This is a genomic window from Paenibacillus sp. FSL R5-0744 (genome assembly GCF_037972555.1).
Lineage (GTDB): Bacteria > Bacillota > Bacilli > Paenibacillales > Paenibacillaceae > Paenibacillus_AQ.
Map to the genome: position 1 here is coordinate 3,047,164 of NZ_CP150228.1, position 14,757 is coordinate 3,061,920.

At 42.0% G+C, this 14,757-nt stretch carries 16 protein-coding genes; 12 read left to right on the forward strand and 4 right to left on the reverse strand.

The genetic code is table 11. The features are described from left to right. Window positions 1-73: 73 nt before the first annotated feature. Window positions 74-967, reverse strand: a complete 894-nt coding sequence (locus MKY19_RS13320) for a DMT family transporter (RefSeq protein ID WP_042187811.1) — start codon at window positions 965-967, stop codon at window positions 74-76. A 129-nt stretch (window positions 968-1,096) separates the two neighbouring features. On the opposite strand from MKY19_RS13320, the gene MKY19_RS13325 reads away from it, so the two are divergent. The 6 genes from MKY19_RS13325 (at window position 1,097) to MKY19_RS13350 (ending at window position 7,143) form a co-directional block, all read left to right on the forward strand. Further along, the gene (locus MKY19_RS13325) at window positions 1,097-1,972 is read left to right on the forward strand and encodes a LysR substrate-binding domain-containing protein (RefSeq protein WP_060624019.1); all 876 of its coding nucleotides are present in this window, start codon (window positions 1,097-1,099) and stop codon (window positions 1,970-1,972) included. 109 nt (window positions 1,973-2,081) lie between these two features. After that, on the forward strand, window positions 2,082-3,182 hold the full coding sequence (locus MKY19_RS13330; RefSeq protein WP_339803438.1) for a LacI family DNA-binding transcriptional regulator: 1,101 nt from the start codon (window positions 2,082-2,084) through the stop codon (window positions 3,180-3,182). A 1-nt stretch (window position 3,183) separates the two neighbouring features. Then, the gene (locus MKY19_RS13335; RefSeq protein WP_339803441.1) at window positions 3,184-4,344 is read left to right on the forward strand and encodes a Gfo/Idh/MocA family oxidoreductase; all 1,161 of its coding nucleotides are present in this window, start codon (window positions 3,184-3,186) and stop codon (window positions 4,342-4,344) included. A 49-nt stretch (window positions 4,345-4,393) separates the two neighbouring features. Further along, window positions 4,394-5,116, forward strand: a complete 723-nt coding sequence (locus MKY19_RS13340) for a ThuA domain-containing protein (RefSeq protein WP_339803444.1) — start codon at window positions 4,394-4,396, stop codon at window positions 5,114-5,116. Window positions 5,117-5,136: 20 nt separating this feature from the next. Beyond that, window positions 5,137-6,240: a Gfo/Idh/MocA family oxidoreductase gene (locus MKY19_RS13345; RefSeq protein WP_339803447.1), complete on the forward strand. Its 1,104-nt coding sequence runs from the start codon at window positions 5,137-5,139 to the stop codon at window positions 6,238-6,240. Between the two features lie 75 nt (window positions 6,241-6,315). After that, window positions 6,316-7,143: a hypothetical protein gene (locus tag MKY19_RS13350; protein ID WP_339803450.1), complete on the forward strand. Its 828-nt coding sequence runs from the start codon at window positions 6,316-6,318 to the stop codon at window positions 7,141-7,143. 66 nt (window positions 7,144-7,209) lie between these two features. On the opposite strand, the gene MKY19_RS13355 is transcribed toward MKY19_RS13350, so the two are convergent. Beyond that, window positions 7,210-8,094, reverse strand: coding sequence for an AraC family transcriptional regulator (locus MKY19_RS13355; RefSeq protein ID WP_339803453.1), 885 nt, complete (start codon window positions 8,092-8,094; stop codon window positions 7,210-7,212). A gap of 123 nt (window positions 8,095-8,217) precedes the next feature. On the opposite strand from MKY19_RS13355, the gene MKY19_RS13360 reads away from it, so the two are divergent. The 4 genes from MKY19_RS13360 (at window position 8,218) to MKY19_RS13375 (ending at window position 11,442) form a co-directional block, all read left to right on the forward strand. Then, the gene (locus tag MKY19_RS13360) at window positions 8,218-9,105 is read left to right on the forward strand and encodes a sugar phosphate isomerase/epimerase (RefSeq protein ID WP_339270987.1); all 888 of its coding nucleotides are present in this window, start codon (window positions 8,218-8,220) and stop codon (window positions 9,103-9,105) included. Between the two features lie 18 nt (window positions 9,106-9,123). Then, complete coding sequence (locus tag MKY19_RS13365; RefSeq protein ID WP_042187827.1) at window positions 9,124-10,170, forward strand: Gfo/Idh/MocA family oxidoreductase; 1,047 nt, start codon at window positions 9,124-9,126, stop codon at window positions 10,168-10,170. A gap of 78 nt (window positions 10,171-10,248) precedes the next feature. Further along, window positions 10,249-10,944, forward strand: coding sequence for an HAD-IA family hydrolase (locus MKY19_RS13370; RefSeq protein ID WP_339803457.1), 696 nt, complete (start codon window positions 10,249-10,251; stop codon window positions 10,942-10,944). A 24-nt stretch (window positions 10,945-10,968) separates the two neighbouring features. Then, the gene (locus tag MKY19_RS13375; protein ID WP_339803460.1) at window positions 10,969-11,442 is read left to right on the forward strand and encodes a GNAT family N-acetyltransferase; all 474 of its coding nucleotides are present in this window, start codon (window positions 10,969-10,971) and stop codon (window positions 11,440-11,442) included. Window positions 11,443-11,512: 70 nt separating this feature from the next. Here MKY19_RS13375 and MKY19_RS13380 read toward each other — a convergent pair whose 3' ends face one another. Together MKY19_RS13380 and MKY19_RS13385 are read right to left on the reverse strand one after the other, a co-directional pair. Next, window positions 11,513-12,271, reverse strand: a complete 759-nt coding sequence (locus tag MKY19_RS13380; protein WP_339803463.1) for a hypothetical protein — start codon at window positions 12,269-12,271, stop codon at window positions 11,513-11,515. A 97-nt stretch (window positions 12,272-12,368) separates the two neighbouring features. Then, window positions 12,369-12,863, reverse strand: a complete 495-nt coding sequence (locus MKY19_RS13385; RefSeq protein WP_042187835.1) for a hypothetical protein — start codon at window positions 12,861-12,863, stop codon at window positions 12,369-12,371. 147 nt (window positions 12,864-13,010) lie between these two features. On the opposite strand from MKY19_RS13385, the gene MKY19_RS13390 reads away from it, so the two are divergent. Beyond that, on the forward strand, window positions 13,011-13,997 hold the full coding sequence (locus MKY19_RS13390) for a phosphotransferase (protein ID WP_339803466.1): 987 nt from the start codon (window positions 13,011-13,013) through the stop codon (window positions 13,995-13,997). Next, complete coding sequence (locus tag MKY19_RS13395; protein ID WP_339803469.1) at window positions 13,994-14,755, forward strand: class I SAM-dependent methyltransferase; 762 nt, start codon at window positions 13,994-13,996, stop codon at window positions 14,753-14,755. The genes MKY19_RS13390 and MKY19_RS13395 overlap by 4 nt, the downstream gene beginning before the upstream one ends. Window positions 14,756-14,757 lie beyond the last annotated feature (2 nt).

Here is a 14,757-nt window from a genome sequence, read left to right on the forward strand (position 1 = left end):
ATCTTAGATAATAAAAAAAGGCGTCGTTCAGCTTGTATAGCTAACAACGCTTTTTTTGTATGAGAAAATCATCCTATAGATGTTCTGGTTTCTTCTGAGCCCACCTAGGGCTGAATGTAACTTTACCGAGTAGCTCCGATGCTACAATGCCTAGTAGAACAAGAGCTGCACCAGCATATCCTTGTATCGATAGCTTTTCAGCGGCGAACCAATAGCCAAACAACGCGGCGAATACCGGCTCAAGGGAGAAGATCAGTCCGGTGCGTGTAGGTGAAGTATATTTTTGAGCAATGGGTTGTAGGATGAAGCCACAGGCACTACAGAGAATCCCAAGTGCGAGGATCGCAATCCATGCTGGTAAGGTCGAAGGAAGCGAAGGTGTCTCGAATAGCGCAGATAACACTAGAGCAAACCCTCCGGCAAAACCCAACTGTAAGATTCCAATATTCAGTGAATCACACTCTTTTACAGCCTTGCCTGTAAATAAGATCTGTACCGCATAGAACACCGCCGAAAGAATACAGAGGAAGTCACCTGGTCCAATTTTTAAGGTAGCATTTAATGTAAGAAGTCCAATGCCAGCTATAGCGAGTACGGAGCCAAAGACTTGCGGAGGTGCAACTCTTTTTTTGAAAAGTATACGATCTATTATCGGTACAAATATGACCGTCAAGGCTACTAAAAATCCAGCGTTGGAGGTTGTCGTAGTCTTCAGTCCGAACGTTATACATGTGAACACGCCGAGGAGTAAGAATCCGAGTAGAGCACCATATTTCAATGTTTTGATGTCAACTTTTCGTAAACGTTTGTGGAAGATCACTGTGGCTAATATAAAAGCAAGTCCGAAGCGGAGTGCAATCAGATTGAATTCGCCTAACGTGCCTAACCCCATTTTCATAAATATGTAGGAGGAACCCCAAAATAATGTTACAACTAACAGCATCAGCTCAGCTTTGAGCGGTTTCATCTCGTCATCCATCCTTCTTCATTTTCAACTCAATTTAGTATAATACGGCTCTATACATAAGGTAACTGAATGTTTATCATAGGATACATGAGTAAAACTTATGTAAATTAAAAAGGTGAGGGATAGAGGTTGAGCATCAATAAGTATGAGATTTTTCTAAAAGTTGTAGAGCTAGGTAGCTTAACAAAAGCAGCAGATGTACTGGGCTTTACGCAATCTGGAATTAGCCACACGATTAGTAGCTTGGAGATGGAGTTTGGTTTCACGTTATTAATTAGAAATAGATCTGGCGTTAAATTGACGGTAAACGGGGAGCAAGTACTACAGCCTATCCGTGAAATTCTGAAGTGGAATGAAAAATTGAAGCAGGAAGTAGCAGATATACATGGGCTAGAGGTCGGGACCATTACCATCGGTACATTCACCAGTGTATCCGTGCATTGGCTGCCAGGAATGATTAAGCAATTTCGCAGTGAATACCCCTATATCGAAATCAGGTTGATGGAAGGTGGTTATTTAGAGGTTGAACAATGGATCGAGGCTGGAGTCGTTGACTGTGGTTTTATTTCTCTGCCTACGCGTGAGAAGTTCGAAGTGATTCCCTTAAAAAAGGACCGGATGTTAGGAATCGTATCCAAAGAAAATCCGCTTAGTGCAGAACCTTTTCTCTCCTTATCCCAAATTGCTAAAGAGGATTTCATCATCCCGAAGGCAGGTTCAGATTATGATGTTAGGCGTGTACTGGATAAGGCGGGCATCAAACCGAATATTAAGTTCTCAGCAGGTGATGATTATGCCATTATGGCCATGGTGGAGAAGGGACTTGGAATTAGTATTTTGCCAGAGCTTGTATTAACCCGTCAGAATTATAATGTAACGATGCTTGAATTGGAAGAACGTAGTTTCAGATCACTTGGAATCGCTGTACATTCTATGAAATACGCCTCTCCCGCCACTAAAAAGTTCCTAAAGCATGTACAAGCGTGGTTGATGGGGAATCCCTGAACCCAAGAATACACCGTTTAGAATGAGCAAAACCCCTGATTAATTCAGGGGTTTTATTATGAATAAATATCCAAAATAAGGGTTGACGAGGGACTTTGTTCATGAGAGAATGTACGCGCGTACATTTATTGAATGCGCTTTCGTAGGAGGGATTTCTATCGTCAGCCGTAAAGAGGTTGCCGAGCTTGCCGGAGTCTCAGAAGCCACAGTCTCTCGCGTGTTAAACAACGTAGGCCCGCTCAAGGAAGAAACGAAGGAACGTGTGTTGGCAGCTGCGCTCAAGCTGAGATATACCCCTAGTTCACTCGCGCAGAGCTTTGCTCGTAGAAGAAGTGGGCACCTTGGTGTAGTAATGCCTTATTTGCCAAATGCACGCTTGTTCTCCACTTATTATTTTTCAGAAATATTAAGTGGAATTGGGAGTAAGGCGCGAGAAGAGGGTTATGATCTGTTAATGCTGTTTCGAAATGCCGAAGAGAGAGTGGACTATAACGAATTGTTTAAGATGCGGAAGATTGATGCTTGTATTGTACTCGGTGCCAAAGAGGATCCAGGTGAGCTAGCCTCACTTCGACGTTTGAAGGAGGAAGGTCATCCGTTTTGCCTGATTAATCAGCATTTTGAAGGAGAGGCTTTTCACGAGGTGGATGCTGATCATGTCGAAGGAAGCTGGCAAGCGGTCAGGCACTTACTGGATCAGGGCTTTACGAGGATTGCCTTTCTAAACGGGCCAGCATCTTATTCGAACAGCCGAGATCGTTTAACTGGTTATTTGCGCGCTTTGGAGGAGTCTAACCTTCCTTTAGATGAATCACTTCTATTCGAAGGTAACTTCAGTCGTAAAAGCGGTGCTATTGCTGCCAAGAAGATGTTGCCTCTGCTGAATGAGATTGATGCCATTGTAGCGGCCAATGATCGAATGGCCATTGGATTGCAGCAAGGTCTACAGGAACTAGGCATTCCAAGAGATCGCATCCCAGCCATGGTGGGTTATGATGATTCAGATGCTGCTGAGCTTACTACACCAGCCTTAAGCAGTGTGCGTGTTCCCTTTTATGAGCTAGGAGAAATTGCTGTATCTAAGGTATTAGAATTGCACGGGAATAGTCGCTCAGAAATATCACCCCCCTCCCAAATCATCCAGATTAAATTACCGACTGAACTAGTAATACGAGCTTCATCTAAATCTAAGAAATCTGAGGAGGAATAAGATGAAACAGCTTCGCATTGGAATGATCGGTTATAAATTTATGGGTAAGGCGCACAGTAATGCTTACCGCAGTTTGCCAATGTTTTTCCCGAAAGCGCTTAAACCTGAGATGTCTGTGATTTGTGGACGGAATGCTGAAGCGCTTGCAGAGGCTGGCACTCAATTAGGATGGTCGGATTGTGTTACGGATTGGAAAGATCTAATCGCTCGTGAGGATGTCGATCTTATTGATATAAATGCCCCTAGTAATGCACATAAGGAGATTGCTCTGGCAGCAGCCAAAGCTGGTAAACATATTTTTTGTGAAAAACCACTCGCACTGACCTTGGCGGATTCCCGTGAAATGCTGCAAGCCGCTGAAGATGCAGGGGTTACACATATGGTTGGTTTTAATTATCGCTTTTCACCGGCGGTTAGACTTGCTAAGAAGCTAGTAGAGAGCGGGCGGCTTGGGAAGATCTATCATTTTCGGGCTTGGTTTCTACAAGACTGGATTATTGATCCGGAGTTCCCGTTAGTGTGGAGATTGCAGAAGGAGATTGCGGGTTCAGGCTCACATGGTGATTTGGGTGCGCATCTCATTGATCTGGCACATTTCTTAGTAGGTGATGTGAAGGAAGTAATCGGTATGAGTGAGACCTTCATTAAAGAACGTCCACTTGCTGCTGAAATGACCGGATTAAGTGCCAAAGGGGATAAGGATGCTCCTAAGGGCAAGGTAACTGTAGATGATGCCACATTGTTTTTAGCCCGTTTTGATAACGGTGCCTTAGGTAGCTTTGAAGCTACAAGATTCGCAGCAGGTCATCGCTCTACCAATTCTTTTGAGATCAATGGAAGCCTTGGCAGTGTGAAATTTGATTTCGAGCGAATGAATGAACTCGAGGTTTATTTAACCTCAGATGCTGAGGATGTACAGGGCTTTCGGCGTGTGCTGGCAACGGACCCTGCTCATGAATATGCGGAGGCTTGGTGGCCGCCGGGTCATACGATTGGTTTTGAACATACGTTTATTCACGAAATGTTGGAGCTTTCTAACGCGATTGAAGAAGGACGTCAGCCTGTACCTAATTTCCATGATGGAGTGAAATGCCAAGCTGTGTTAGAAGCGGTAGAACGCTCTATTGAACAGCGCCGGTGGGTCGAAATCTCTGAGATGTAATCAACAAAAATGCGTGTTTGAACAACCTCTATTAGAAGGAGTGCTGAAGATGAGAAAAGCATTGATAGTATGGGGCGGTTGGGACGGTCATGAGCCTGAACAGGTAGCTGATATATTCGCTAAGGTACTGCAAGAGGAACAGTTTGAAGTTGAGGTATCGAATACAGTTGAGGCTTTTGCCGATGCGGAGAAGCTTCTTGAACTAGATTTGATCGTTCCGGTATGGACGATGGGGACAATCGAACAGAATCTTGTTAATAATGTCTCGGCAGCTGTTCAGAACGGAACGGGTCTTGCGGGTTGCCATGGCGGGATGTGTGATTCTTTCCGAAATAATGTGGATTGGCAGTTTATGACCGGGGGGCAATGGGTAGCTCATCCCGGCAATGATGGTGTGAACTACACCGTAGAGATTTGCCAAAGCTCAAGTCCTCTCGTAGAAGGATTAGAAGACTTCACCGTTTGTTCAGAGCAATATTATCTGCATGTAGATCCAGCTGTAGAAGTACTTGCAACGACTCGTTTTCCAGTTGTTGAAGGCCCACATTCTTTCAACAAAGCCGTGGATATGCCAGTAGCTTGGACCAAACGGTGGGGTCATGGAAGAGTGTATTATAATTCACTCGGACATCATGCCGATATTGTAGCTATGCCACAGGTAAAGGAAATGATGCGCAGAGGACTGCTATGGGCTGCCGAGGGTAAAGTTCGCGCACAATCCCAAATTTCAGCGGTTAGTAGTAGCTATAGCGGAATGGCAGACAGTCAATAATCTCTGGGAGCGATCAACGAATGGATAAAGTCAAAGTAGGAATTATCGGATGCGGTAAAATCAGTAGCATATATATGGAGAACTGTCAGAAGTTCGAGATTCTTGATCTAGTTGCATGTGCGGACTTGGACTTGGAGAGAGCGAAGGAACAAGCCGATAAATACAATATTCCAAGCGTTTACACCACAGAGCAATTACTGAATGATCCGGAGATAGAGATCGTTATCAACCTGACGATTCCAGCTGTTCATGCGGATGTATGCCTGAAAGCTATCGAAGCGGGTAAACATGTGTATGTTGAGAAGCCACTTGCTGTGACGAGAGAAGAAGGACGCCAAGTTCTGTCAGCGGCTCGAGAAAAGGGCGTACTAGTAGGCAGCGCACCGGAAACATTCTTTGGATCGGGCATCCAAACCGTATTGAAACTGATCGAGGAGGGGGTAATTGGCGAGCCCGTTGCAGCTACCTCATTTATGATGGGGCGTGGACATGAGCATTGGCATCCAGATCCAGAATTCTACTATGCCGCTGGTGGAGGTCCAATGTTCGATATGGGACCATACTATTTGACAGCATTGGTGCAGTTATTGGGTCCAATTCGTACGGTTAGCGGGATGACTGGTAAAGCGCTAGTTGAACGCACGATAACAAGTGAGAAGAAATCGGGTAATAAAATTCCTGTTCAAATTCCAACTCACGTTGCCGGAACATTAAGATTTGAGAATGGATCCATTGCAACCCTGATTACAAGTTTTGATATCTTTGGCGGCAGTAACCTGCCGCATATAGAAATCTACGGAACACTTGGAACGATTCAAGTGCCGGATCCTAATAACTTTGGCGGTCCGGTGAAATTCCGGCTCATGGGTGAGAATGAATGGACAGAGCAAACGCTGTTATCTGGATATGATCAAAATACGCGCGGAATTGGTCCAGCGGATATGGCTTATGCCATTCGGACGGGAAGAAAGCACCGTGCCAGTGGAGAATTGGCTTATCATGTACTAGAAGCGATGTGGGCATTCCATGATTCTTCAGATGCTCATTCATTCTACGAAATGAAGAGTACCTGCACCCGTCCTGAAGCTCTTCCGATTGGACTCGCTCCTTATACACTAGATTAGAGAATTCATTCTGTATCTGCAACCTATCACTTCCAATCTCCGTTTGAGAAGATAAAGAGTGAGGGAGTGACAAGGATGCATAAGTGGCATGGTGGCTGGATATGGATTTCTGTTATTATACTATTCATAAGTGGATGTTCAGAAGATCAACAATCGAATAAGGAGCCGGCTCCAGCTGCTGCAATTACTGCAACTCCAGATATCTTGCCTACTGCGAGCGCTGGAATAGAAGATCCTAAAGCTGAAAAAGTACTTTACTCCAGTGATCCTGAAGCGATTAAAGCTTTCCTATCCGCTCAGAAGATTCCTAACGGAGATATCTATCTACAGGATAATAAGATTCATATCAATATAGTGGGTTTGAACTCGCAGATTGAGCAGCGGTTTGCTCAGACTTTCGCGGCAGGTACTTATGAGCTCCATGATGTTAAATATTCGATGCAAGAGTTATTAGCTGCACAAGAGCTTTTGCATAAACAAGAACTCTATCAGAAGATTAATCTATACGGTTCCGGTGTGGACACGATTGGTAATAAAGTAACGATCACAATTCCATCTGATTATGCTGACACGGCCATACTTGAGATAGAAAAATGGATCGCTCCGGATATGTTGACCTACGACATTTCAGAGCTAGGCGAACCACATGTAATAGGTCAAATCGTAGATATCGATACCAAACAGGCGAAGCGGATTCTCATCCTTGAGCCTGGCATGGAAGATCCCTCTTACTGGTTCTCATTCAATCAGAAGTCAACAATGTTTAACGAAGCTGGAGAATCGATTAGCTTTAAGGATTTGAAGGTTGGCCAGCAGGTTGAGCTATGGAGTACCGGTATGGTGGATGAATCTTTTCCCGCGCTTGCAAGTGTGCGGAGGTTACAGCTTACTACTACGGAATAATCCAATAGCCAGCACCGTTTGGGAGAGGCAAACGGTGCTATTTTTCGTGAATAGAGACCGAATCTCCTATTTTCGAACCCCTGAAGGGGTAATCCCTTTATACTGCTTGTACAGCTTGGTAAAATAATTGGGATTGTCGCAGCCGACTCTTCCTGCAATCTCAGTCACTGTAAAATTGGTCTCGAGAAGCAATCGCTCTGCTTCATTTACTCGGCAAAGATTAACATAATCGATGAAGGTTCGACCTGTTAGCTTCTTAAAGGTTTTGCAGAAATGATATGGATTTAGATTTACGGATCTTGCGGCGCTTTCTACGGTCATTTTGTCATCGAAATGATTCTCCATGTACTCTAGAAGTGGCTTAAAACGTTCGCGATTAAAGGAGTGCCGCTCATTCGTTCTACCGGATACTTGTTCAGGTAGAAAGGTGCGAGAGAGCAGCACAAAGAGTAAATGCAGTTGATTCTTGATGACCAGTTGAAAAGCAGGTCCCTTCTTCAGTACTTCATCAACGATGGTATCCAGAAGAGAAAAATATGTGGAGCAGGTCGGAACAAGCTCTGCAGGTTTGACCGGCAGCTGATAACGATTCTCTAAATAAGGGATTACAAACTGCTCATGCTGAGGATCCTGCTTCCAATCCTTAAACAAAGAACTATGGAATACGACAGAGATAAAACGAACATGATCATCCCGCAGACTGTACCCAACATGCAATCCTCCAGAGGGAACAAACAATACCTCTCCGGCATGCAGTTCATAGGGCTTGCTGTCTATGTGAAAAATGGCGCTGCCTTCTTGCATAATGATGATTTCGAAATGCTCGTGCCAGTGTAAATACAGGATATTCTGACCGATCTTTGCGTTCTTGCATTCATTAAAAAATAATCGGAATGGATACGTTTTTTCTTCTAATTGAGGATATTCTTTAAGATCATTAGGGTAACTCATAAATCACTCAACTCCCACAAGATACGACTATATAAACACAAGATAATAAGAGTTTTAAGCTCAGAAGCAGTATATACTCGGGTTATAGCACATACTATAAACCAATATTGGAGTGGTCACAAGATGAAGGATACAATGCGAATTGGAACATTAGTAGGCGGCGGCGACGCTGTAAGAGTGATTCCACAAATTGTAGGACATGGATTTGAATCTTTTAGCTTAACCTTCTGGCAAACAACAGGGGAAACAGATCTCGTGGAAACTGGAAAGCGTGTGCAAGAGCTTGCAGCAGAACATGACTTCGTGATCTCATCTGTTGGGATCTTCGGCAATCCTTTGACGAATACTGGTGATAATTCCGATGTAATCGCGAGCTGGGAGCGACTGATTGATCATGCTCATTTGTTCGGAACGGATATGGTATCAGGTTTTACAGGAAGGTTACCAGGGGTATCCATTGATGAATCAATTCCGAAGTTCACCGAGGTGTTTGGAGAGTTGTCCAAAAGAGCAGCGGATCGCGGTTTGCGAATTGCTTTCGAGAACTGTTCCATGGGTGGAGACTGGGGATCAGGTGACTGGAATATTGCTCACAATCCATTAGCTTGGGAGAAGATGTTCAATGCTGTGACTGCTGATAATATAGGACTCGAATGGGAGCCATGTCATCAGATGGTCCAATTAATTGATCCGATTCCGCAGCTTCGTAAATGGACAGATAAGATCTTCCATGTACATGGTAAGGATGCCACCATCGCTTGGGATATCGTAAAAGAATATGGAATTCATGGCCCCAATCCTTATGTATGGCACCGTACTCCCGGCTTTGGAGATACGAACTGGACTGATGTTATTTCTATTTTGCGTCAGGCAGGTTATAAAGGTACGATTGATATTGAAGGCTGGCATGATCCTGTTTATCGGGATGAGCTGGAAATGATGGGACAAGTACATGCTTTAAATTATTTGAAACAATGCCGGGGCGGTAGCTTTGTACCTAATCCGCTGTAACCATAGAGGGGGAGAATGATGACAGCTCAGTATCGTGTAGCGGTTGCAGGTTGCGGAGGAATGGCTAACGCCTGGATTGAATACGCTTTATCACGTTCAGATACTCAGATTGTTGCTCTTGTAGATATACGATTGGAGTCAGCACAAGCGATGGCGGCAAAGCATGAGATTTCCTGTCTAACGTTTACTGACATTAAAGAAGCGATTCAGGCGACTGGAGCTAATCTTGTGTTTGACGTTACAGTTCCGGGAAGCCATTACAGCATTTCTAGCACTGCATTAGAACTCGGATGTAATGTGTTTAGTGAGAAACCACTGGCCGAGACTATGGAAGAGTGCACTAAGATTGTTGAGATCTCAGAAAGAACCGGAAAAGCTCATGCTGTGATGCAAAATCGCCGATATGATCCGCGTATTCGTTCTTTACGCAACTTAATCGAGTCTGACACCATTGGTAGAGTAGGATACATCAGTTCTAGCTTTTTCCTCGGCGCTCATTTCGGAGGGTTCCGTGATGTCATGGAAAGTCCTCTGCTGCTGGATATGGCGATTCATACCTTTGATCAGGCCCGATTTATTAGTGGAGCCAATCCGATTTCCGTTTACTGTCAGGAGTTTAATCCTCCCGGATCATGGTATAAGGGGAATGCGTCGGCAGTGTGTATCTTTGAGATGTCGGACGGATCTGTATTTACTTATCAGGGGTCTTGGTGTGCAGAAGGTGCCTCTACCTCTTGGGAAGCAGCTTGGCGTCTAAATGGGGAAAAAGGAACTGCGATTTGGGATGGTCATGACATGCCGTATGCAGAGGTAGTCGTAGCAGGAGATCAGAGTGATAAATTTATTCGTGATGTTGAGCGTGTAAATGGAGAAGCTGTTGATATGGACAAAACCTTCCATCAAGGATGTTTGGAGGAAATGTTCCTGTCCCTAGCAGAAGAGCGTTCAGCAGAGACGAATTGTAGAGATAATCGGTATAGTATGGCAATGGTATTTGGAGCGCTGGAAAGTGCTAAAACAGGTCAGAAAATTGATCTAGTAGAGTTCATGAGTACCTCAGAGTGATCAAAACTTTTTGTTAATTTTATCCAAACTTTAATGTTCATGTTATGATAGATAAGAACATTATTCGGGGAGGATATTATGTACAAAGCCATTATATTTGATCTAGATAATACATTAATAAATTATAGTACTTGTGAAATCGAAGCGATGAAAAGAACCTGTAACGATCATAATCTCTTCGTAGAAGATATTGAGGCGTGGTCTTTATTTTATGGAGAGTTTTCAGGTCATAATTTTCGCCATTGGATGAACTTTGTGGGTGGTGGTGAGGTGAAGACTATAGGAGAGGTATTGAGGTATTCTTTTAGAGACACTCTTAAACAGGAGGAACTTTTTCATAGCAAACTGTCAGATACTTATTGGGATTATTTTTGCAATTCCTGTTATTTTGAAGAAGGAGCGGAACAGATCTTAACTTCATTTAAATATAAGTATGCTCTGGGGATTATCACCAATGGGATCAGTGAGGCACAAAGAAAAAGACTGCAAGCCGGTAAGATCTATGAAATATTCAAATCCATAATGATCTCTGATGAGGTAGGCATCCGAAAACCTGATAAAAGGATTTTTGAAATGTCTTTAATAGATCTACAGCTAAGCAATCATGAAGTGCTGTTCGTTGGGGATTCTTTACAAGATGATTACCATGGTGCTGTGAATTCTGACATTGACTTCTGCTATTACAATCGCCAGAATATAGAGGTTCCTAAAGACCTCAAGCCTAACTATATGATTAGTTCTCTTCTGGAGCTTAAAGATGTAGTGGGGTTGTAGCAATGCGATCAAGGAGAACACACAATGGAAATTAGAGCTTATCAAGAATCGGATATTAGTCAGCTTATCTCATTGTTCTATGAGACAGTTCATTTCGTAAACAAACAACATTATTCACAAGAACAGCTTAATGCTTGGGCACCTAAAGAGGAAAAGACCCTCAAACTTGATGCTTGGAGCACTTCTTTACGTCAAAATATTACTTATGTAGCCGAAATTAACGGGTACATAGTTGGCTTTTCGGATATGACGTTGGAAGGACATTTGGATCGTCTTTATGTCCACAAAGATTTCCAAGGCCAAGGCGTAGCCTCTGCTCTCGTGAACAAGCTTGAAATGAAGGCGAGAGAGCTTGGTCTTCATGAAATGGATACCGAAGCAAGTATTACAGCTAGACCCTTTTTTGAACGACAGGGATACCAGCTTATGATGAAACAAAATGTAGAACGAAAAGGAGTACTGTTAGTTAATTATCGGATGAGTAAAAAGCTAATTTAATCAAAAAAGCAGATTGCTATGGTGAGCAGTCTGCTTTTTTATCTAATGAAGGAGGATCAATCAACAAGCTTTATTTGGATGAAGAATAACGATTAATAAAATTAGCGATTCCATTTGGAACGAATTTGTTAACTTCATTATTAAACAGGTCTGTATAGTTTGCAGTGATAACTTTACTTGGTACTAACGTCAAGTTTGAAAAATATTGCTTATACGCCTTATCATAAGCGGATTTATTCACTTCTTTTTGATTTACATAATAGCTTGGCAAATCATCCGTTTTTTCTTGATCTGGAATGTCGGCCAAGAATATCTCTTTGTCATTAAATTTGGTTCCTTGGATACTAATCTCATAAACCTGCAAATTAGAATTGTACGAACCACTGCCATCTACAAAAGCGATATAACGTAATGTTCCATCTTTTTTGTTCTTATAGAGATGCAGGCCACGATTTTCATCGCGCGGTAGAAATCCACCCATACCTACATTAAATATACCCTCTGAATTATCCTTCAGTTTTCCTTGATAATTGAATGGAATGACTTTTCCATTTTGGACGGTTAGAGCAATGTTGATGGGCTGAATGAATCGTAAAGAATACCCCTGTATAAGTTCAGGAGTACCATCAAAGTTCAAATCTACTAAAGTGAAATAATTGAAGTCACCGTCATAAGAACTATCTCTAGTAGCATCCATTAACGTTTTCTTGATATACTCAGAGTAAAGTGTCTTCCATGATTTTGCAGTTGCTGCTTTTGCTGACGCAGTAATTGGAATACTCCCCAATAATAAAAGTAATGTTACTATGATCCATGCAGTTCGTTTCATGACTCATTAGCTCCTTATCATATTACTATGTACTGGAAATTAATATTACTATTGTTAGACAATATGTTCCAGTAATAATATGGTATATGAAGGGTGATTAGTCATAAATCAATTTCATTAAAGCCTCCGAGTCAAAACGATCTCCTTGCACTAACCATTGACCATCCACATCAAACATAGTCAGTATTCCCTCCAAAGGGACACGTTTACTTTCTTTGTCATCCTTATCCAACATAACAAGATCACAAGTATATTTTAACTCAACAATATTTTTCTTTTGTTCGGAAAGGGTGAACTTTAGATTATCTGGTTTTAAAGAAAGCTTTTGTTTATTAGCGATTTGAAAAGGGATAGTTGTGATTCGGCTTCCTATAGCTTTTTCGGTATAGTATTCAGTAAAGTACGGTTTCATTTCTTCATTTCGGGCTAGAATGGATTCCTCAGAAAATAAGTCATCAGAAACCTTAATGGTATATTCAACATTTTTGTACTTCTCAGCGGCTTTAGTGGCATCATCCACTTCTGAACTACAGCCCATAATTAACGTTAGGGATAATAAAATCATACTCAATATCAACGGTGATTTACGCATTCGAACACCTCCATGTAATTGATTCTGTATTATTATACTTATATTACCATACATTAGTTTCACAGCTTCAAGAAGGAAATGATTCAATTCCCTAAATATGGTATGGTGTAAGTATTACTATCAATAACCTAAAGGGATGGGATACACTTGAGTTTTTTTCCTATTACATACTCACTGTTGGCAACAGACGCATTATTATTACATATTAAAGAGCATTATGAGATTCCAGAACCAGTACAGCTGCAGTATTTTCTTAGAGGCATGAACGATACATACATTTTAGAAACGGCATTGGAAAAATACATCTTTCGTGTTTATCGTGCGGATAGACGGAGTAGATCGGAGATTGATTTTGAATTAGAATTGTTGAACGATTTGCACGAAAAAGGTGTAAACGTCTCCATTCCTATTCCTCGAAAAGATGGGATCATATTTAATGAATTTTTGGTGCCTGAGGGTGTGAAGTATGGCGTTATGTTTAGTTTTGCTGTAGGAAATGAAAAGCCTATTCATGCTGTAGAAGACAGCTATTCATTTGGTCAGTCAGTTGCACAAATCCACACAGCTACGGACAACTTTAAGAGTGAACATGTAAGAGGTAAGCTTGATTTTGAACATTTAATTGAGGAACCGCTTCATACGATCAAACTGCACATGAGCCATCGACAAGAGGATTATCAATTCCTGTATGACCTGGCCATACAATTAAAAGCGCAGATTGAAGTACATCTGGAAGCGGGGCTCGACTGGGGCATCTGCCATGGCGATTTGCATGGGAATACGAATGTGACTTTCACGGACGAAGGGAAATTAACTCATTATGATTTCGATATTTGTGGTTACGGATGGAGAGCCTATGATATCGCAGAGTTTAGATTGGCAAGAGAGATTCATAGTGGCCACGATAAAGATGAAGTAGAACGGTTATGGGCAGCATTTTTAAATGGATATAAAAGTTTAAGAAATCTCAGTGACAATGATATTAGTGCTGTTCCTATGTTCGTTGCGCTTAGACAGCTTTGGTTATTTGCTTTATGTTTCAGTGAAGGTGAGCTTATCGGTGCAGCTGACTTTGACAATGGATTTATCGACAGTAAAATGGATTATTTCAGAAATTTAGAGGTGATCAAATGAATGATGAATTGGGCAGTAAAGAAGCCATAAAAAGATGGGATAAATACGCAGAACTAATCTCAACTTCGTACGGCGAAAATGGGGATATCCATCGAGAAATTTTTTTGAATCCAGCTTTATTCAGTCTCATGGGTTCTGTTGAAAATAAGAAGGTGCTAGATGCAGGCTGTGGTGAAGGATATTTAAGCAGAATGTTAGCTAGGGCAGGTGCCTCAGTCACTGGCGTTGATTACTCGCAGAACATGATAACGATAGCTAAGAGTAAATCACCAGAGGAATTAAAGATAAACTTCCATCATGGCAATTGTGAAGATCTCAGCTTTCTCCAGAATGAGAGTTATGATCTCATTGTTTCTAACATGGTGATTCATGACTTATCTGATTATGAGACAGCGATTCATGAAATGTATCGGTTGTTAGTTGATGGTGGGACGTTTATATTCTCAATTCCACATCCTTGTTTTGTAACCCCTGGTAGCGGATGGGTGAAGTCGGATACTGGAGAGAAGCTTTTTTGGAAAGTAGATAATTATTTTTACGAGGGCACTTATAATCAGAACTTCCCAATTGATCAAGAGGAAAAGTTTCTGATTTTTCATAGGACGTTATCCAGTTATGTAAATACGATTGTACGGGCTGGCTTTCAAATTAATGAAATGATCGAGCCGAAGCCATCTGCTGAAATGCTTGAGAAGTATCCGACTTTTGAGGAGGATTTTCGCTGCAGCGATTTTTTGGTTTTTAAACTGCGTAAGTAGGG

Excerpts from the sequence above, each read along its gene's own strand:
- MKY19_RS13345 (WP_339803447.1), top strand. The coding sequence starts at position 5,137 with ATGGATAAAGTCAAAGTAGGAATTATCGGATGCGGTAAAATCAGTAGC.
- MKY19_RS13375 (WP_339803460.1), top strand. The coding sequence starts at position 10,969 with ATGGAAATTAGAGCTTATCAAGAATCGGATATTAGTCAGCTTATCTCA.
- MKY19_RS13320 (WP_042187811.1), bottom strand. The coding sequence starts at position 967 with ATGAAACCGCTCAAAGCTGAGCTGATGCTGTTAGTTGTAACATTATTT.
- MKY19_RS13395 (WP_339803469.1), top strand. The coding sequence starts at position 13,994 with ATGAATGATGAATTGGGCAGTAAAGAAGCCATAAAAAGATGGGATAAA.
- MKY19_RS13365 (WP_042187827.1), top strand. The coding sequence starts at position 9,124 with ATGACAGCTCAGTATCGTGTAGCGGTTGCAGGTTGCGGAGGAATGGCT.
- MKY19_RS13335 (WP_339803441.1), top strand. The coding sequence starts at position 3,184 with ATGAAACAGCTTCGCATTGGAATGATCGGTTATAAATTTATGGGTAAG.
- MKY19_RS13385 (WP_042187835.1), bottom strand. The coding sequence starts at position 12,863 with ATGCGTAAATCACCGTTGATATTGAGTATGATTTTATTATCCCTAACG.
- MKY19_RS13340 (WP_339803444.1), top strand. The coding sequence starts at position 4,394 with ATGAGAAAAGCATTGATAGTATGGGGCGGTTGGGACGGTCATGAGCCT.
- MKY19_RS13330 (WP_339803438.1), top strand. The coding sequence starts at position 2,082 with ATGTACGCGCGTACATTTATTGAATGCGCTTTCGTAGGAGGGATTTCT.
- MKY19_RS13350 (WP_339803450.1), top strand. The coding sequence starts at position 6,316 with ATGCATAAGTGGCATGGTGGCTGGATATGGATTTCTGTTATTATACTA.
- MKY19_RS13370 (WP_339803457.1), top strand. The coding sequence starts at position 10,249 with ATGTACAAAGCCATTATATTTGATCTAGATAATACATTAATAAATTAT.
- MKY19_RS13380 (WP_339803463.1), bottom strand. The coding sequence starts at position 12,271 with ATGAAACGAACTGCATGGATCATAGTAACATTACTTTTATTATTGGGG.
- MKY19_RS13360 (WP_339270987.1), top strand. The coding sequence starts at position 8,218 with ATGAAGGATACAATGCGAATTGGAACATTAGTAGGCGGCGGCGACGCT.
- MKY19_RS13355 (WP_339803453.1), bottom strand. The coding sequence starts at position 8,094 with ATGAGTTACCCTAATGATCTTAAAGAATATCCTCAATTAGAAGAAAAA.